21 protein-coding genes are annotated in these 17,584 nt (G+C 63.4%); 10 read left to right on the top strand and 11 right to left on the bottom strand.

What is annotated here, in order from left to right; all coding sequences use genetic code 11:
• Window positions 1-110: 110 nt before the first annotated feature.
• From sucD to mdh, 6 genes are read right to left on the bottom strand one after another with little or no spacing between them, the layout of a single operon-like run.
• Window positions 111-1,013 (bottom strand): succinate--CoA ligase subunit alpha, encoded by a 903-nt coding sequence (sucD, locus tag AC0L28_RS05150; RefSeq protein WP_473476009.1) that lies wholly within the window; start codon window positions 1,011-1,013, stop codon window positions 111-113.
• Between the two features lie 13 nt (window positions 1,014-1,026).
• A complete protein-coding gene (locus AC0L28_RS05145) occupies window positions 1,027-1,440 on the bottom strand; it encodes a PIN domain-containing protein (protein WP_473476007.1) in 414 nt (137 codons plus the stop codon).
• 21 nt (window positions 1,441-1,461) lie between these two features.
• The gene (locus tag AC0L28_RS05140; protein ID WP_077380912.1) at window positions 1,462-1,833 is read right to left on the bottom strand and encodes a cupin domain-containing protein; all 372 of its coding nucleotides are present in this window, start codon (window positions 1,831-1,833) and stop codon (window positions 1,462-1,464) included.
• Between the two features lie 36 nt (window positions 1,834-1,869).
• Window positions 1,870-2,427, bottom strand: a complete 558-nt coding sequence (locus AC0L28_RS05135; RefSeq protein ID WP_473476005.1) for a hypothetical protein — start codon at window positions 2,425-2,427, stop codon at window positions 1,870-1,872.
• A gap of 10 nt (window positions 2,428-2,437) precedes the next feature.
• The gene (gene sucC / locus AC0L28_RS05130; RefSeq protein WP_473476003.1) at window positions 2,438-3,631 is read right to left on the bottom strand and encodes an ADP-forming succinate--CoA ligase subunit beta; all 1,194 of its coding nucleotides are present in this window, start codon (window positions 3,629-3,631) and stop codon (window positions 2,438-2,440) included.
• A 42-nt stretch (window positions 3,632-3,673) separates the two neighbouring features.
• Window positions 3,674-4,642, bottom strand: a complete 969-nt coding sequence (gene mdh / locus AC0L28_RS05125; protein ID WP_128170459.1) for a malate dehydrogenase — start codon at window positions 4,640-4,642, stop codon at window positions 3,674-3,676.
• Window positions 4,643-4,880: 238 nt separating this feature from the next.
• Between mdh and AC0L28_RS05120 the strand changes: the two genes are divergently transcribed.
• Window positions 4,881-5,309, top strand: a complete 429-nt coding sequence (locus AC0L28_RS05120; RefSeq protein WP_128175380.1) for a GNAT family N-acetyltransferase — start codon at window positions 4,881-4,883, stop codon at window positions 5,307-5,309.
• 206 nt (window positions 5,310-5,515) lie between these two features.
• Here the strand turns inward: AC0L28_RS05120 and zapE are convergent, their stop codons facing one another.
• Complete coding sequence (gene zapE, locus AC0L28_RS05115; protein WP_473476000.1) at window positions 5,516-6,718, bottom strand: cell division protein ZapE; 1,203 nt, start codon at window positions 6,716-6,718, stop codon at window positions 5,516-5,518.
• Window positions 6,719-6,858: 140 nt separating this feature from the next.
• Window positions 6,859-7,398, bottom strand: a complete 540-nt coding sequence (locus AC0L28_RS05110; RefSeq protein ID WP_128170462.1) for a protease inhibitor Inh/omp19 family protein — start codon at window positions 7,396-7,398, stop codon at window positions 6,859-6,861.
• A gap of 293 nt (window positions 7,399-7,691) precedes the next feature.
• Between AC0L28_RS05110 and AC0L28_RS05105 the strand changes: the two genes are divergently transcribed.
• The 8 genes from AC0L28_RS05105 (at window position 7,692) to AC0L28_RS05070 (ending at window position 15,153) form a co-directional block, all read left to right on the top strand.
• Window positions 7,692-8,702 (top strand): MBL fold metallo-hydrolase, encoded by a 1,011-nt coding sequence (locus tag AC0L28_RS05105; protein WP_473475997.1) that lies wholly within the window; start codon window positions 7,692-7,694, stop codon window positions 8,700-8,702.
• 95 nt (window positions 8,703-8,797) lie between these two features.
• The gene (locus AC0L28_RS05100; RefSeq protein ID WP_023803355.1) at window positions 8,798-8,959 is read left to right on the top strand and encodes a DUF1328 family protein; all 162 of its coding nucleotides are present in this window, start codon (window positions 8,798-8,800) and stop codon (window positions 8,957-8,959) included.
• 176 nt (window positions 8,960-9,135) lie between these two features.
• Window positions 9,136-10,020, top strand: a complete 885-nt coding sequence (dapF, locus tag AC0L28_RS05095; protein WP_287067359.1) for a diaminopimelate epimerase — start codon at window positions 9,136-9,138, stop codon at window positions 10,018-10,020.
• The gene (gene mtaB / locus AC0L28_RS05090) at window positions 10,020-11,339 is read left to right on the top strand and encodes a tRNA (N(6)-L-threonylcarbamoyladenosine(37)-C(2))-methylthiotransferase MtaB (RefSeq protein ID WP_287067361.1); all 1,320 of its coding nucleotides are present in this window, start codon (window positions 10,020-10,022) and stop codon (window positions 11,337-11,339) included. Before dapF ends, mtaB begins: the two co-directional genes overlap by 1 nt.
• An 11-nt stretch (window positions 11,340-11,350) precedes the next feature.
• Window positions 11,351-13,204: a signal recognition particle-docking protein FtsY gene (gene ftsY, locus AC0L28_RS05085; protein WP_473475993.1), complete on the top strand. Its 1,854-nt coding sequence runs from the start codon at window positions 11,351-11,353 to the stop codon at window positions 13,202-13,204.
• A 62-nt stretch (window positions 13,205-13,266) separates the two neighbouring features.
• Complete coding sequence (locus AC0L28_RS05080; RefSeq protein WP_023803351.1) at window positions 13,267-13,941, top strand: septation protein A; 675 nt, start codon at window positions 13,267-13,269, stop codon at window positions 13,939-13,941.
• 18 nt (window positions 13,942-13,959) lie between these two features.
• Complete coding sequence (locus AC0L28_RS05075; RefSeq protein WP_128175362.1) at window positions 13,960-14,580, top strand: pyridoxamine 5'-phosphate oxidase family protein; 621 nt, start codon at window positions 13,960-13,962, stop codon at window positions 14,578-14,580.
• Between the two features lie 39 nt (window positions 14,581-14,619).
• Window positions 14,620-15,153 carry an NADPH-dependent FMN reductase gene (locus AC0L28_RS05070; RefSeq protein ID WP_287225060.1) on the top strand — a complete coding sequence of 178 codons (534 nt, stop codon included), beginning with the start codon at window positions 14,620-14,622 and terminating at the stop codon, window positions 15,151-15,153.
• Between the two features lie 213 nt (window positions 15,154-15,366).
• Here AC0L28_RS05070 and AC0L28_RS05065 read toward each other — a convergent pair whose 3' ends face one another.
• A complete protein-coding gene (locus AC0L28_RS05065) occupies window positions 15,367-16,281 on the bottom strand; it encodes an SMP-30/gluconolactonase/LRE family protein (RefSeq protein ID WP_128175358.1) in 915 nt (304 codons plus the stop codon).
• Between the two features lie 273 nt (window positions 16,282-16,554).
• Here AC0L28_RS05065 and AC0L28_RS05060 point away from each other — a divergent pair, with 273 nt between their 5' ends.
• Window positions 16,555-16,722, top strand: coding sequence for a hypothetical protein (locus tag AC0L28_RS05060; RefSeq protein ID WP_023803346.1), 168 nt, complete (start codon window positions 16,555-16,557; stop codon window positions 16,720-16,722).
• A gap of 89 nt (window positions 16,723-16,811) precedes the next feature.
• On the opposite strand, the gene AC0L28_RS05055 is transcribed toward AC0L28_RS05060, so the two are convergent.
• On the bottom strand, window positions 16,812-17,390 hold the full coding sequence (locus tag AC0L28_RS05055; protein WP_023803345.1) for a DsbE family thiol:disulfide interchange protein: 579 nt from the start codon (window positions 17,388-17,390) through the stop codon (window positions 16,812-16,814).
• On the bottom strand, window positions 17,387-17,554 hold the full coding sequence (ccmD, locus tag AC0L28_RS05050; RefSeq protein ID WP_023803344.1) for a heme exporter protein CcmD: 168 nt from the start codon (window positions 17,552-17,554) through the stop codon (window positions 17,387-17,389). Before ccmD ends, AC0L28_RS05055 begins: the two co-directional genes overlap by 4 nt.
• Window positions 17,555-17,584: the final 30 nt, after the last annotated feature.

Below are 17,584 nucleotides of genomic sequence, written 5' to 3'. Positions count from 1 at the left end.
GGGAGTAGGGCAGTAAGGCAGTAGGGCAGTAGGGAGAACCAGGCACTTGCCATCACTCGTCCCGTTGTTCCTATTCCCCTACTCCCATACTGCCCTACTCCCTTACTGCCTTAACCTTTTATCGCTTCGACCAGCGTCGTGCCGAGCCGAGCCGGCGACGGCGAAACCTTTATTCCGGCCGATTCCATCGCCGCGATCTTGTCTTCGGCGCCGCCCTTGCCGCCGGAGATCACCGCGCCGGCGTGACCCATAGTGCGGCCGGCCGGAGCCGTGCGCCCGGCGATGAAACCGGCCATCGGCTTTTTGCGGCCACGCTTGGCTTCGTCCTTGAGGAACTGCGCGGCGTCTTCCTCGGCCGAGCCGCCGATCTCGCCGATCATGATGATCGACTGGGTCTCGCCGTCGGCGAGGAACATCTCCAGCACGTCGATGAACTCCGTGCCTTTGACGGGGTCGCCACCGATGCCGACGGCGGTGGTCTGGCCGAGGCCGACATTGGTGGTCTGGAACACTGCCTCATAGGTAAGCGTTCCCGAGCGGGAAACAACGCCGACTGAGCCCTTGCGGAAGATGTTGCCGGGCATGATGCCGATCTTGCATTCGTTGGGGGTCAGGACGCCAGGGCAGTTGGGACCGATGAGCCGCGATGTCGAGCGGTCGAGCCGCGCCTTGACCTTGATCATGTCGATCACCGGGATGCCCTCGGTGATGCAGATGATCAGCGGGATCTCGGCTTCGATCGCTTCCAGGATCGCCTCGGCGGCGCCCGCCGGCGGCACATAGACGACAGACGCATTGGCGCCGGTCTTCGCCTTGCCTTCAGCGACGGTTGAAAAGATCGGCAAGCTCTCGCCCTTGGCGCCGGTCCACGTCTCGCCACCCTTTTTGGGGTGGATGCCGCCGACCATTTTTGTCCCGTGATAGGCCAGCGCCTGCTCGGTATGGAATGTGCCGGTCTTGCCGGTCAGGCCCTGCACGAGCACCTTGGTGTTCTTGTCGACGAGAATGGACATTTTTGCGACCTAATCAGTGAGTGCGGAAGGGATGGATGGCGACCACGGCGCCGTAAGCCTGTCCGTGGTTGAGGTCTTCGGTGTAAAGTGTCTTGACGCCAAGGCGCTCGGCGGCGGCGATGGTTGCGCCATACTCCGCGCGCTTGGAATTATGTCCGATGGCGGCATGGACGAGCATGTTCTTGTCGAGGCGGCATTCAGCGGTCATGGGAGCTGCCCGGTTCCAAGTCTTGCTGTCCCTGTCGCCTGAAGCCTCGTAGGCAAGCCTAAGCAGGGCTAGCCGAGCCCCGTCGTTGGCACGGCGCTTCGCCGCCACTGTCGCGAAAAACTCCCGCACCAAGGCGTCGACGGTCGTTCCCTGTTCAGCGGCCGTCAGCTTGACCTGCTCCAGAACCTCGTCTTCGACCGCCAGAGTGATGTTCTTCATTTCTCTTCCTCGACAAGCTCCCTACAGCCGCTTGAGATCGGCGACGGTGAGGTCACTTTTGGCGTTGCCGGTGTTGAGCGTCGTCGCCGGCTCGAACATCAGCACCACCGGCTGTTCGCTCAGCGAGCGCGGCCGGTGCTCGACGGACCGCGGCACGACGATGAACTCGCCGCTGCCAAGCTCCACCGTGCCGTCGCGAAAATCGATGGCGATGCGGCCGCGCAGCACCAGGAACGCTTCGTCCTCGTTGTCATGCGCGTGCCAGTCAAAGACATCGCCGAACTTGGCGATCTTGACCTGGGCGTCGTTGACGTCGCCGGCAACATGCGGATCGAAGACCTTCTTGATCTTCTGATCCGCCGCCTCGACCAGATTTATCTTGTGCGGAGGCACCAGATCAGCCCCTCACGCTTGTGGATGGAGGTAAGGTCATAGAGGATCCCCCACTTGAGGCTGAGGAGTTCCAAAACGGAAAACCCCACTGAACTTTTCGTCTACCGGCTTGTCGCAGATGGTCCCGATCACAAGGCATGCGGCGCTGCCGTCCCCAATAGCCTGGCACTCCTTATTTGCGTAAATCCGGACATAGTTTTGGTCCGCTAGATCGCCAAGAACCTCCTCCTTTGGCACCTCGATCAAACCCCGCGAGCGAGCGTAGTCATCAAACTCTGCCATTCGAATCGTAGTTCCGAAGATCTCACAGATATCGAGCAAAGACTTATCCCCATTCGATCCTGCTGGCTTGAGTATGACAAACGGCGCCGAGAGAGTTCCAGTGCTCGTTCGATCGAAAGTCTTTCTGCCACTGTCGTCAGAATCTATCGAAAATCCATTCTCGATCGTCAATTGCTCCGCTTTGGTCAAATCGCCGTTTGATGCGATACAGATATTCTTATAGAGCACCATTGCATCCGAAACCTCTTCCGCGTGCGCCGACAGGGCGAAGCAGCCGAACCCAATTGCGCACAGAAGTCGGGGCGAAATCATCGACTTCCCTTCAGCCCTTCACCGCCGCCACGATTTTCTTGGCCGCGTCGTCGAGGTCATCGGCCGAGACGACGTTGAGCCCGCTGTCGTTGATGATCTTCTTGCCGAGCTCGGCATTGGTGCCTTCCAGCCGCACCACCAGCGGCACTTGCAGGCCGACTTCCTTGACCGCCGCGATAACGCCCTCGGCAATGATGTCGCACTTCATGATGCCGCCGAAGATATTGATCAGGATGCCTTTGACCGCCGGGTCCTTGGTGATGATCTTGAACGCCGCCGTCACCTTCTCCTTCGACGCACCGCCGCCGACGTCGAGGAAGTTGGCGGGCTCGGCGCCGTAGAGCTTGATGATATCCATCGTCGCCATGGCGAGGCCGGCGCCGTTGACCATGCAGCCGATATTGCCGTCGAGCGCGACATAGGCGAGGTCGTATTTCGACGCCTCGATCTCCTTCTCGTCCTCTTCGGTAATGTCGCGCAGCTCCATCACGTCGGGATGGCGGAACAGCGCGTTGTTGTCGAACGACACTTTTGCGTCGAGCACGCGCAACCGGCCATCCTTCATGACGATCAGCGGGTTGATCTCGAGCAGGCTCATGTCCTTCTCGACGAAGGCTTTGTAGAGGATCGGGAACAACGTCTCGCCGTCCTTGGCGGCGTCGCCGTCGAGCTTCAGCGCGCCGTTGAGTTCTTTCAAATCATCCGCCGTTATGCCTTTTTCCGGGTCGATGGCGACGGTGATGATCTTTTCCGGCGTGTCGTGGGCGACCGCCTCGATATCCATGCCACCCTCGGTCGAAACGACGAAGGCGATGCGGCCGACGGAGCGATCGACCAGCAGCGACAGATAGAGCTCGCGCTCGATGTCGGCGCCGTCCTCGATGTAGAGGCGGTTGACCTGCTTGCCCGCCGGGCCGGTCTGCTTGGTGACCAGCGTGTGGCCAAGCATTTCCTTGGCGTTGGCGACGACCTCGGCCACCGATTTCGCCAGCCTGACGCCGCCCTTGGCGTCGGGGCCAAGCTCCCTGAACTTGCCCTTGCCGCGGCCGCCGGCATGGATCTGGCTTTTCACCACATAGAGCGGGCCGGGCAGTGCCTTGCCGGCGGCTTCCGCCTCGCTTGCCCTAAACACCGGCACCCCTTCGGCCACCGGTGCGCCAAAGCCCTTCAGCAGCGCCTTGCCCTGATATTCATGGATGTTCATGCGCGTTGTCTCCAGATCACTTTACTGGCGGGTCACTTCGGATCATTTGGCGGCGAGTTGCGGAGCGATCTTGACGCAAGCCTCGCACAGGCCCTGCACCGCCGCCACCGAATTGTCGAACATCTTCTGCTCGGCCTTAACGAGCTCGATCTCGATGACGCGCTCGACACCGCCGGCGCCGATCACCACCGGCACGCCGACATAGGTGTTCTTGACACCATACTGGCCGGAGAGATGCGCAGCACAGGGCAGCACGCGCTTCTTGTCCTTGAGATAGGCTTCGGCCATGGCGATCGCCGAGGCGGCCGGTGCGTAGAAGGCCGAGCCGGTCTTGAGCAGGCCGACGATCTCGGCGCCGCCGTCGCGGGTGCGCTGCACGATCTGGTCGAGCTTTTCCTTCGAGGTCCAGCCCATCTTGATGAGGTCGGGCAGCGGGATGCCGGCGACCGTCGAATAGCGGATCATCGGCACCATGGAATCGCCATGGCCGCCGAGCACGAAGGCGGTGACATCCTCGACCGACACCTTGAACTCTTCGGCCAGGAAATAGCGAAAGCGCGAACTGTCGAGCACGCCGGCCATGCCCACGACATGGCTCTTCGGCAGGCCGGAAAACTTCTGCAGCGCCCAGACCATGGCGTCGAGCGGGTTGGTGATGCAGATGACGAAGGCTTTCGGCGCGTATTTCTTGAGACCCGCGCCAACCTGCTCCATGACCTTCAGATTGATGCCGAGAAGGTCGTCGCGGCTCATGCCGGGCTTGCGCGGCACGCCGGCGGTGACGATGCAGACGTCGGCACCCTCGATGCCGGCATAATCGTTGACGCCGGTCAGCCTGGAATCGAACCCATCAACCGGCGACGACTGCGCGATATCCAGCCCTTTGCCTTGCGGGATGCCCTCGGCGATATCGAACAGCACAACGTCGCCGAGATCCTTGAGGCCGATCATGTGGGCGAGCGTGCCGCCGATCATGCCCGAGCCGATGAGCGCTATCTTGTTGCGTGCCATGTCAGGATGTTTTCCCTTTAGACTGTGACGGCGCCCAATCCCTTAAGGAATTGGATGACGGCGTCGAGGAAGGAGGCCGGAATGCTGCGGGGAAGCCGCGAAGATTTCGCCGCACCCAATAGCCCCGGCGCATAAAATATTCAAACGATTATTTTGGAGTGAGATTTTTCAATCGGTTAGATGGATTGGGATTTACGTAAACGTCAAAAGAATTGAGCCGACTTGGGAAAGTTACGCAATGAAGATGGAAATAAGAAGGCTGTTTTCCGGCGATGACGCCCTTGTGATGCGGGTCGCCGAAGATGTGTTCGATGAACCCGTCAGGCTGGATCGGTTGGCAGCGTATCTCCGCGAACCCGGTCATTTCATGATCGTGGCATTGGCCGATGGCACAGTCGTCGGCCAATGCGCGGCCGTCATCCACCGCCACCCGGACAAGGTGAGCGAACTCTACATCGACGAAGTCGGCGTGGCGCCGGCCTTCCAGCGCCAGGCCATAGCGACGAAGATGCTCGACGCCATGTTTGAGCTCGGCCGGGAGCATGGCTGCGAGGAGGCCTGGGTCGGCACCGAGCCGGACAATGTGGCGGCCCAGGCGCTTTATGAGTCGCGCAAGGAGCCGCACGGGCCGGCGGAGGCGTTCGTCATGTATGTGTATCGACTATAGACGCCGGCGGGACAGCGCCCCCCTCTGTCCTGCCGGACATCTCCCCCACATGGGGGGAGATCGGCGGTTTTGACGACGGGCTTCTTCCACAACGCTGGAAACTGGCGAAGGTCGAGGCGACATCTGATCTCCCCCCTTGAGGGGCCCTTGAGGGGGAGATGTCCGGCAGGACAGAGGGGGTGTGCCGGAACTCTACGAAACGAGGTTCAGGCCCGAACCTGCCCCGCCTCCGCAGGCACCACCCGCGCCTTCTGCCTCTCCACCCAGTCTTCCAGCCATTCGTGGCTCCGCATCTCGATCAGCCGCGACGCGGTGCGCTCGAACTCGAAGACCTCGTTGCCGCGCCTAGCCGTATACAGCTCCGCTGGCGGTGCGGCGGCGCTCACCACCAGCCGCACATGATGGTCGTAGAGCGTGTCTATCAGCAGGATGAAGCGCTTCGCCTCGTTGCGCATGCCTTCGCCAAGCACCGGCACATGATCGATGAAGACGGTCGAGAAGCGGCTGGCAATCGCCAGGAAATCGCGGGCGCCGAGCGGGCTTTCGCAGAGATCGGCAAAAGAAAACCGCGCCGCTTCGCCGGCGGCGCGCGGCACGACGACCTGCCGGCCCTTTACCGTCAGGGCCGCTGCCTCCGTCGGCCTGCCATGCGTCATCACTTTCCAGGCCTCATCGAGGACAGCATCGGCCGCGGCATCGGCAGGGGTGACATAGACCGGCAGGCGGCTGAGCTTGTCCAGCCGATAGTCCTTGTCGGCATCGAGGGCAATCACCTGCGCATGCCGCTCCAGGATGCCGATGAAGGGAAGGAAAAGCTTGCGGTTCAAGCCGTCGCCGTAGAGATCCTGCGGCGCGACATTGGACGTGGCGACCAGCACGACGCCGTTGGCAAACAGCGCCGAGAACAGCCGCGACAGGATCATCGCATCGGCGATGTCGGTGACGGAAAACTCGTCGAAGCACAGCACCCAGGCTTCCTCGGCCAACGCGCGGGCCACCGGCGCGATCGGGTCGTCTTCCCTGACGGTGCCCTCTTTACGCGCCTGCCGGTGCTTCTGGATGCGGTCCTGCACATCGGCCATGAAGTCGTTGAAATGCACACGGCGCTTGCGCCGGACCGGCACCAGCTCGAAGAACATGTCCATCAGCATGGTCTTGCCACGGCCGACGCCGCCGTGGATATAGAGGCCCTTGACGGCCTCGCGCGTCTCGCGCTTGCGAGCGAACAGCCAGCCCAGCGCGCTCGATTTGTGCGCCAGCCGTTTTGCCGAAATCTCGTCGATCAACCGATCGAGTGCCGCGACGACCCGCTCCTGCGCCGGATCGCGGTCGATCACGCCCGTATCGACCCAATGGTCGTAACGCTGCCGGACGGTCGCATGGGTCTGAAGGCCGTCACGCAGATGCATCGGTCACGTCGTTCCGGAGCAATTCCAAGAAAAATGTGTAGCGGTTTTCTGTCCGGAATTGCGTAAAAACAAAAGAGAGCAATTCCGGGAAAGCGTGTAGCGGTTTTCGGAATCGCCTAAAAACAATAAGGGCGGGCGGGTCAGCCTCTTGTAAGCGAGATCGGCAGGCCGTTGGAAGTCTGGCCGTCGAATTTCTCTCCGCCCGAGGAATAGAGCCGTGCCAGCGTGCCGCCATTCGCGTCGTACAGCGTCAACTGCTTGCCGGCGACGTTCCAGGATTTGATGCCGTCGATCGGCGCCGGGCAATGCAGTGGTCCAGCCCGATAGCCGGAGCCGAATTTGGTTTGCGGCGTCGCCACCTGGCAGCTCTGGCCGGACACGCTGGCCTTCCACACGCCGGCGACGCTGCTTGCGGTAAGATCCGGGGCTCCGGCCGGAGCCGTTCCGTCCGGCGGCAGCGAGGCGACCTGAGGGCCTTGCGGCGCCGTCGGAAATTTCGACGGGTCGGCGGTGCCAGGCGACGCCGGCGGCGGCAGCTGGTTTGCGGTCACCGTGCCGGAGGGCGCGGCTTGCAGCGGCGCCGGCTGCTGGTCCATCGGCGAGAACCGTGACGTTGAACAGCCGCTCGCAAAGAGCGCGGCCAGCGATACGGCCAGCAGACCGGTTTTCGAAAAATTCATTTCAAACCTCCGTCGGGTCCGGCCGGGCTGCCGTCCGCACAATATCCCCCTTACCAAGACGGAGAAGGTGGCAAAATTTCAACCCTGTATGGTTAAAATAGCATTTGCGGCGGCACCTGTTGCAACTTTGCCACAAATGCGTGCCGCCCGAAAACCTGTCCTGGGGGTCTGACGCGAGACTGCGCAGCGGTTTGCCAGGACAGGCCTGCCCCTGGCGTCCGGCCGCCAAATGCTTGCGCCAGCCCGCTTCGGTCCTATCTCTGATGAAACCGAACCTTGCCGGAGGCGAAATCTTGGCTGCGAGGAAAAGGGCGGCCAACCGCTACTATAGCGGGCCGCCCAGCGATCATTTCGACGGCACCTTGTTCTTCAATCCCACCGGCAAGTTGCCTGCCCGCTTTTCCGATCTTTTGAAGTGGCAGCTGGGCGGCGAACGCTCGAAATGGCCGTCGGCGAATCCAAGTCCGTTTCATCAGGCGACACCGGCCAAACGGATCGACGGCTCCGAACTGAGGCTGACCATGGTCGGCCATTCCACGCTGCTCATCCAGACAGCCGGCCTGAACATCCTCACCGACCCGGTCTGGTCGCGGCGCGCCTCGCCGCTCCCCTTTGCCGGGCCGAAACGGGTCAATCCGCCCGGCATCGCCTTTTCCAGCCTGCCGCCGATCGATCTCGTATTGGTCAGCCATAACCACTACGACCATCTGGACCTCGCCACGCTGAAGCGGCTGAAGACAAAGCATGACCCGCTGGTGCTGACGCCGCTCGGCAACGACGCCATCATCGACGATGGCGTTCCCGGAATGCGGCTTTCCGTGCATGACTGGGGCGAGCGGGTCGAGATCGGCAAGGACGTCGCCGTCCATGTCGAGCCGGTGCACCACTGGTCGGCGCGCGGCACCCGCGACCGGCGCATGGCGCTGTGGGCGGGTTTTGTGGTCGAGACGCCGGGCGGAAAGGTCTATTTCGCCGGCGACACCGGTTTCCACGATGGCATCAACTATCGGCTGATGGCCGCAAGGCACGGCGGCTTCCGCCTCGCCATCCTGCCGATCGGCGCCTACGAGCCGCGCTGGTTCATGGCGCCACACCACCAGAACCCGGAGGAGGCGGTGCAAGGCATGCTGTTGTGCAACGCCGCCTATGCCGCCGGCTGCCATTGGGGCACGTTCCGGCTCACCAACGAGCCGATCGACGAGCCGGCAAGAAAGCTGGGCGAGGCCCTCAACGATCAAGGTGTCCCGCAAGAACGCTTTCGCGCCCTGCGTCCCGGCGAAGTCTGGGACGTGCCGGCGCTCTAGGCTGGCGACCCGGCCCCCCAGAGCCCCCGGGGGAACCCGGGACGTCGTAAACGCGTTGGTGGTGGTCCACAACCGTCGGCTGCGAGGGATTTCCCATGATCAAATGGATTGTGATTCTTCTGATAATCGCGGCCGCGGCCAGCCTGCTCGGCATGCCGGCATTGGCCGGAGCCGCCGCCACCGGCGCCCGCATTCTCATCGGCATTGTGTTGATCATCTTCCTGCTGGTCATGCTTGGCGTCTTGGCGGTGGCATAGACCGCATCCGCCCGAAAATCGGAATCGATCTTCAGGAAGCACGATGCGCAGGTTTAAAAATGTCAGAGCGTACTTTGTGCGTCCAAGTCGACGCACGTCGCGCTGGCGTCTCGCACTGGTAATTCCGGCCGCTATCCGCCATATAGGCGCCAAACCGGCATGAGACCTTTCGATCCATGGCAAGCACTGCCCCCTTCGCCAAGATGAACGGCATCGGCAACGAAATCATCGTTGCCGACATGCGCGGTCGCGCCGACCGGGTGGCGCCGGCTGCCGCCCTTGCGCTCAATGCCGATGCCGCGACGAAGTTCGATCAGATCATGGCGATCCACGACGCCAGAACGCCGGGCACTGCCTTTTTCATCGACATCCTGAATTCCGACGGAACTGGCGCGCAGGCCTGCGGCAACGGCATGCGCTGCGTGGTGCAGGCGCTTGCCGCCGAGACCGGCCAGAAGACATTCGCCTTCGAGACCGTCGCCGGCATCCTCAACGCCGAAGAACATGCCGACGGGCTGATCTCGGTCGACATGGGCAAGCCGCATTTCGGCTGGCAGGATATTCCGCTCGCCGAGGAATTCCGCGATACCCGCATGATCGAGCTGCAGGTCGGCCCGATCGACGCGCCGGTGCTGCACTCGCCCTCGGTCGTGTCGATGGGCAATCCGCACGCCATCTTCTGGATCGACCGCGACGTCTGGTCCTATGAGCTCGACCGCTTCGGTCCGCTGCTCGAAAACCACCCGATCTTCCCCGAACGCGCCAACATCACCATCGCGCGGGTGACCTCGACCGAGACGATGGTCATCCGCACCTGGGAGCGCGGCGCCGGCCTGACCAAGGCCTGCGGCACGGCGGCTTGTGCCGCCGCCGTCGCTGCCGCGCGCACCAGGCGGACCGGACGCAGCGTCTCCCTGGTGACGCCCGGAGGTGGCTCCTTGCATGTCGAGTGGCGCGGCGACGACCACGTCATCCTCACCGGCGCCGCCGAATGGGAATTTTCCGGCAGCTTCGACCCGGCGACCGGCGTGTGGGCCCGCGACACCGAAAGCGCCGCCTGATGGCTCCCCTTGCCAAGAAGGGTCCCGCTCTTCCCAAAAGCGTTGACGTCGTCACCTTCGGCTGCCGGCTGAACACCTATGAATCCGAAGTGATGCGGCGAGAGGCGGAAAGCGCCGGCCTTGGCGCGCTGGAAGGCGGCGCCATCATCTTCAACACCTGCGCCGTCACCGGCGAGGCGGTGCGCCAGGCAAAACAGTCGATCCGCAAGGCCCGCCGCGAGAATCCGGCCGCCCGCATCATCGTCACCGGCTGCGCCGCGCAGACCGAGCCGCAGAATTTCGTCGCCATGGACGAGGTCGATCTCGTCCTTGGCAACGAGGAAAAGCTGAAGGCGCATTCCTATCGCGCGCTGCCGGATTTCGGCGTCAACGACACCGAGAAGGCTCGCGTCAACGATATCTTTTCGGTGCGCGAGACGGCCGGCCACATGGTCGACGCCATCGAAGGCCGGGCGCGGGCGTTCGTCCAGGTTCAGAACGGCTGCGACCACCGCTGCACCTTCTGCATCATCCCCTATGGCCGCGGCAATTCGCGCTCGGTGCCGATGGGCGCCGTGGTCGAGCAGGTCAAGCGGCTGAGCGGCAATGGCTATGCCGAGATCGTGCTGACCGGCGTCGACATGACCAGTTTCGGCGCCGACCTGCCGGGTAGCCCGAAACTCGGCAAATTGGTCAAGACAATCCTGAAGCAGGTGCCTGACGTGAAACGCCTGCGCCTTTCCTCGATCGATTCGATCGAGGCTGACGACGATCTGCTCGACGCCATCGCCACCGAGCCCCGGCTGATGCCGCATCTGCATCTGTCGCTGCAGTCCGGTGACGACATGATCCTGAAGCGGATGAAGCGCCGGCACAACCGGGATCAGTCGATCCGTTTTTGCCAGGATTTGCGCAAATTGCGTCCCGGCATCGTCTTCGGCGCCGACATCATCGCCGGCTTCCCGACCGAGACGGAGGCCATGTTCGAAAAATCGCTGGAGATCGTCGAGGAATGCGGCCTGACGCATCTCCACGTCTTTCCGTTTTCGCCGCGCGAAGGCACCCCCGCCGCGCGCATGCCGCAGCTTCGCCGCGAACTGGTCAAGCAGCGTGCGGCACGGCTGCGCGCCGCCGGTGACGCCGCCTATCGCAGCCACCTTTCCTCGCTCGCCGGAACACGCCAGTCGATCCTGGTCGAGCGCGACGGGCTCGGCCGCACCGAAGGGTTTACGCTCGCTGCGGTCTCCGACGGTGCGGCGGGCGAAATCGTCGAGGCCGCTATCGCCGGCGATGACGGCTCGCGGCTGATCGCGGCGCCGCTTGCCGCCCGCGCCGCCTGAGACGCAAGAACATGGCTGGTTTTCTCAAGAAGATATTTTCGTTCGGCAAGAAGGAAGTGGTCGAGGAGCGGATCGACGAGACCGCACCGCTGCCGCCGATCAAATGGGACGCGCTCGAGGCACTGAAACCGGCGGCCGAGCAAGCCGTTCCGGAATTTTTGAAACGCGAAGAGCCTTGGCCCGAAGCAGAAGCTGCGCCTCCGGCACAGCCGGTGCCTGTTGAAGAGGCCGAGCCTGCTCAGCCGGAGCCTGATCCGGTCGAAGAGCCAGAGCAGATTCCGGCTGCTCCCGTCATTCCCGAGCCAACTCCGGAGCCGCAGGACGTTCCTGAGCCCGAGCAGCCGGAAATCGCCCCGAAGAAACAACCCGAACCTGCGTCCGTCGAAGCGTCCACTCAGCTTCCATCATCAGCGGCTGCCGCCCCTCATCCGCCTGCCGGCACCTTCTCCCCGTATAGGGACGGGGAGAAGGGTGCTGATCGCGCCGCCGGAACCACTCCCGCAGAGGCCGAGGAAGAAGCGGCTGCGCTGACGCCCCCCTCTCCCCGTCCTTCACGGGGAGAGGGTAAGGGTGAGGGGCAGCGCGGACCTGCGCAAGATGCCGGACCGACGGCCGAAATCCCGCCCCCCATTCGCCAGCCAGCACCGATCGAGGCGAAGCCGGTCCTTACCGAGATCGCGCCCGAACCTGAAGCCATTCCAGCGCCCCACCCTCGCCTCGATGGGGAGGGTCGCCGCGAAGCGGCGGGGTGGGGTGACAGCGCCGGCGCCAGCGCCAGTCACCCCCACCCCCGAGCTTCGCTCGGGACCTCGGCCATCGAGGCGGAGGTAAAGCGCGAGCCCGTTCCACAACCGCCGCCGGAGCCAAAGCCGGCTGCCGGCAAGGTCACCGTCGCCAAGAAGGTCGAGCAGAGAGCCGAGCCGCAGAAGGCGCCGGAAGCGGCACCGAAACGCTCGTGGTTCCAGCGCATGAAGGAGGGGCTCGCCCGCTCTTCCCGGGAACTGTCAGGCAACATCGCCGGCGTCTTCACCAAGCGCAAGCTCGACGAGGACACGCTGCAGGATCTGGAGGACGTGCTGATCCGCGCCGATCTCGGCATGGAGACGGCTTTGCGCATCACCGATTCGCTGGCTGCCAGCCGCTACGGCAAGGACGTCTCCGAGACGGAAGTCCGCGCCATCATGGCGACCGAGGTGGAGAAGGTGCTGACCCATGTCGCCTTGCCGCTGGAGCTCGACCTCAGCCACAAGCCGCATGTCATCCTTATCGTCGGCGTCAACGGCACCGGCAAGACCACGACCATCGGCAAGCTGGCGGCAAAGCTGACCGACGGCGGCCTGTCGGTGATGCTCGCCGCCGGCGACACGTTCCGTGCCGCCGCGATCGAGCAATTGAAGATCTGGGGCGAGCGCACCAGGTCGCCGGTCATCGCCTCGAAGCTTGGCGCCGACGCCGCCGGCCTCGCCTACGATGCCTTCGAACAGGCCAGGCAAGCCGGCTCCGACGTGCTGATCATCGACACCGCCGGGCGGCTGCAGAACAAGACCGAGCTGATGGCGGAACTCGAAAAGATCGTCCGGGTGCTGGGCAAGCTCGATCCGGAGGCGCCGCACACCGTGCTGCAGACGGTCGACGCCACCACCGGCCAGAACGCGCTCAACCAGGTCGAGATCTTCCGCAATGTCGCCGGCGTCAACGGCCTGGTGATGACCAAGCTGGACGGCACGGCACGCGGCGGTATTCTGGTGGCGATTGCGGCAAAGCATAAATTGCCGGTTTATTTCATCGGCGTCGGCGAACAGGTCGACGACCTCGAACCATTCTCCGCAAGCGAGTTCGCCAGGGCGATCGCTGGAGTGGCATAACAAGCTTGATCTCAGGAAGTTGCAGACTTTTTGGACAGGATCATGCGCAAGAAGGAAAGCCTATGAACCCGCGCATCCTCGAACGCGACCCGTCCGACCCGCAGAAACAGAAGAAGGAAGGCGTCAATCCGCTGCTCAAGCTGGTGCTGGAGCTCGGCCCGTTGATGGTGTTCTTCTTCGCCAACGCCCGTGGCGCATGGCTGTCGCAGAAATTTCCGGTGCTGGCCGAATTCGGCGGACCGATCTTCGTCGCCACCGGCCTGTTCATGGCCGCGACCGCGATCGCGCTGGCCGCGTCCTGGCTGCTCACCCGCACCTTGCCGATCATGCCGATGGTGTCGGGCGTCGTCGTCTTCGTCTTCGGCGCGCTGACGCTCTACCTGCAGGACGACATCTTCATCAAGATGAAGCCGACAATCGTCAACATGCTGTTCGGCGGCGTGCTGCTCGGCGGCCTGTTCTTCGGCAAGTCGCTGCTCGGCTACGTCTTCGATTCGGCCTTCAGCCTCGATGCCGAGGGCTGGAAGAAACTCACCTTCCGCTGGGGCCTGTTTTTCCTGTTCCTGGCCCTTGTCAACGAAGTGGTCTGGCGGAATTTTTCCACCGACGCCTGGGTTACCTTCAAGGTCTGGGGCATCATGCCGATCACCCTTCTTTTCACCTTCAGCCAGATGCCGCTGATCATGCGCCATTCGCTTGAAGGCAAGACCGGAACGGAAGGGAAGCCCGGCAAGTAACGATTTTAAGGAGAGGGCATGGAATTCGTCACCACGCGCGAAGAGCTGAGAACGATCTACAAGACGCCTCGGCCGACCGACGGCTCGATCCGCAAGGAACTGAAGGCGCTGGATGGCCACGGCCGTTCCTTCATCGGCAAAAGCCCCTTCGTGCTGATTGGCTCCTCGGACGGCGCCGGCAATGCCGATGTGACGCCGAAGGGCGATAGGCCGGGCTTTGCCGCCGTGCTCGACGAGAAGACCATCGCCATCCCCGACCGGCCCGGCAACAACCGGCTCGACACGCTGGAGAACATTCTTCTCAACCCTTCGGTCGGGCTGCTCTTCCTCATCCCGGGCATGAACGAGACGCTGCGCGTCAACGGCGACGCCCGCATCACCGTCGATGCGGCTTTGCGCGAGCGGCTCGCCGTCGACGGCAAGGAACCGCAAAGCGTCGTCCTGGTGACGGTCAAGGCCGCCTACATGCATTGCGCCAAGGCCTTCATGCGCTCCGATCTGTGGAAGCCGGAAACCTGGTACGACCGCGCGACGCTGCCGACGCTCGGCCAGATCCTGCGCGACCAGCTGGCGCTCGCCGATTCGGCCGAGGCGACCGACCGCTGGCTGGACGAAGAATACGAACACACCATGTGGTAGTGTGCCCGACCACGAATCGCCGAGCCCGCCTCTAAGCCTTTGCTGAACATCCTCGCCATTTCCGGCAGCCTGCGCGCCGCCTCGACCAATTCGGCCCTGGTCGCGGCGCTCGCGCAAAACGCGCCGCCGGACTGTCACGTATCCGTCTATGACGGGCTTGGCCGGCTGCCGATTTTCAATCCGGATGACGAAGGCGAGCGGACGCCACCGCAAGCATCCGCGCTGATCGACGCGGTCACCGCCGCTGACGGCGTGATCGTCTCCTGCCCTGAGTATGCCCATGGCGTACCGGGCGGGCTGAAGAACGCGCTCGACTGGCTGGTGTCGCGCGATGCAGCTGTCGGCAAGCCGGCCATGCTGGTGCACGCCTCGCCGCGCTCGCTGTTTGCCCGCGCGGCTCTGGCCGAGATCATGCGCACCATGTCTTTCGCGCTTGTTGAAGACACCGCGCTCGAAATCGCCCTGCTCGGCAAGAGGCCACCGGAGGTGGACAAAATCCTGTCGGAGCCGGCAAGCCAACTGGCAATGCACAACCCCATTTCGGCATTCGCCGATTTCATCCGGTCGCGTTAAGCGGCGGCCACCGTGCTTTCGTTATCCCGGGCGGAGCGAACGCGAAGCAAGCGTCGGCGACGAAGCCCCCAAGTGGGGGAGATGCCCGGCAGGGCAGAGCGGGGCGCTGTCCCGCAGCCTCTCGCAAATTTCCCTTCGGTCTCAACGCCGCGACATTGGTCTCGCCGACGAACCAGTCACGCGCAGCGACCTCTTCGAAGGCCCCAGGGCCGCTCAAAATGTCTTTGCGCCGTTGACCATCAGCCGGACCATGTAGAGCGACGTCGTGCCGGCGATGTAGAGGCAGTTCAGCTTGTTGCCGCCGAACACGCAATTGGCGACGACTTCCGGCACCTTGATCTTGCCGATCAGCGTCCCGTCCGGATCGTAGCAATGGATGCCGTCGGCGGCACTGGTCCAGATCCGGCCCTGGTCGTCGAGCCTGAAACCATCGAACAGGCCGGCCGTGCAATCGGCGAAGACCTTCCCGCCGGAGACCTTCTTGCCGGCCTCGTCGACATCGAACACCCGCATATGCGCCGGATTCTGCGCGCCATGCGTGCGGCCGGTATCGACGACGTAGAGCTTGCTCTCGTCGAGCGAGAAGGCAAGCCCGTTGGGCCTGATCATGTCGGTGATCACCGCTTCGATCTCGCCGGTGCCGGGGTCGGCCCGGTAGACATGGCAGGCGCCGATCTCGCTCTCGGCCTTGTCGCCCTCATAATCCGTATCGATGCCGTAGGTCGGGTCGGTGAACCAGATCGAACCATCGGACTTGACCACCGCATCGTTGGGCGAGTTCAGCCGCTTGCCGCGCCATTTGTCGGCGATGGTGGTGATCGAGCCGTCATGCTCGGTGCGGCTGACCCGGCGGCCCGAATGCTCGCAAGTGACCAGCCGGCCCTGCCGGTCGACGGTGTTGCCGTTGGAATTGCCCGACGGCTGCCGGAACACGCTGACGCTGCCGTCGGTCTCGTCGTAGCGCAGCATGCGGTTGTTGGGAATGTCGGACCAGACCACATAACGGCCGGCCGCAAACCAGGCCGGCCCTTCGGCCCACCGGCATCCGGTGAACAGCTTGTCCACCTGTGCGTTGCCGTTGAACAGCCGCGCAAAGCGTGGATCGAGAATTTCGTAGTCTTCGGCCATGGTTTTCTCCCGGGTCATGCAAATCGTTGGTGCCGGCGCGATCAAGCCAGCCGGCGATCGATATGGCAAGATCGTGTATCGGGACAGGCAATGCGGCCCTTGCTCGACTGACGGATGGAAGGGCGGGCCCATGCGCCGTTAACCGGCTATGCGCCCAGCGCAATGGTGCATTGCAACATCTTCTTTTTGCGATGCACCATAACTATGTCATGCTGCGTATCGATCAGGGAGGAACAACCTGCCGCAACAAAGCGGCACAGAAGGAACCTCGCTATGATTCTCGACAGCCTAATGAGCCGCGCTCGCACCAGCATCGCCAAGCGCCGGCAATACAACCGCCTCATCGCCGAAATCGATTCGTTTTCCAGCCGCGATCTGGCCGACATGCGCGCCGACCGCAGCGAAATGCTCTACCAGGTCCACAAGCAGGTCTACGGCTGAATCTTCGGTCGACCTATCACGTTCGTAATCCTTGGGCGTAACGACGCAAAGCGGAGTGAAGACCCAAGGATGACGAAACGGCGGGGCCATCAGCCGGGTGCTGCCAGCGCCTTCTCGATCTCCGGCAACAGCAGCGCTTGTGCTGAGCCCGGCGTCAGCGGGCCGACGTGCTTGTAGGCGATCTTGCCGTCCTTGCCGACGACGAAGGTTTCCGGCACGCCGTAGACCCCCCAGTCGATCGCCGCGCGCCCTGCCGTGTCGACGCCGATCGCCTGGAACGGGTTGCCGAGATCGCCGAGAAACCGGCGGGCGTTTTCCGGCTGGTCCTTGTAGTTGAGGGCGGCGATGACGAAGCGCTTGTCCTGCGACAGCGCCAGCAGCAGCGGATGTTCGTCGCGGCACGGCCCGCACCACGACGCGAAGACGTTGACGAGCGTGACCTTGCCGGCGAACTGCCTGGAATCGAGCCCCGGCAAATTCATGCCCTCCAGCGCCGGCAGATTGGTCTGCGGCGCCGGGAGGCCGATCAGCGCCGATGGCACTTCCGAAGTGTCGCGGCCGGACAGCAGCTGCGTCAGGAACAGCCCCGCCAGCCCGAGGAAAATCAGCAGCGGCAACAGCACGATCAGGCGGCGTGAGCGCGCCGGCGTTTCCGTCTCCATGCTCATGATTTCCCCGCCTTGTCGGAGCGCCGCCGCACGCCGGACGCTTCCAGCTCGGCGAGGTCTCGTCTGCGTGCACGCTGGTCGAGCAGGATCCAGCCGATCAGCCCGGCCAGCACCACGGCCGTGATGGCATAGGCAGCGGTCACATAGAGCGCATGCGCGCTCATAGGGGTCGCTCCTCCGGTGCAAAACCTTTC

This window comes from Mesorhizobium sp. WSM4847, assembly GCF_055811335.1.
Note: the sequence above shows the minus strand (reverse complement) of the source record. Positions and strands in the feature narration are given on the sequence as shown.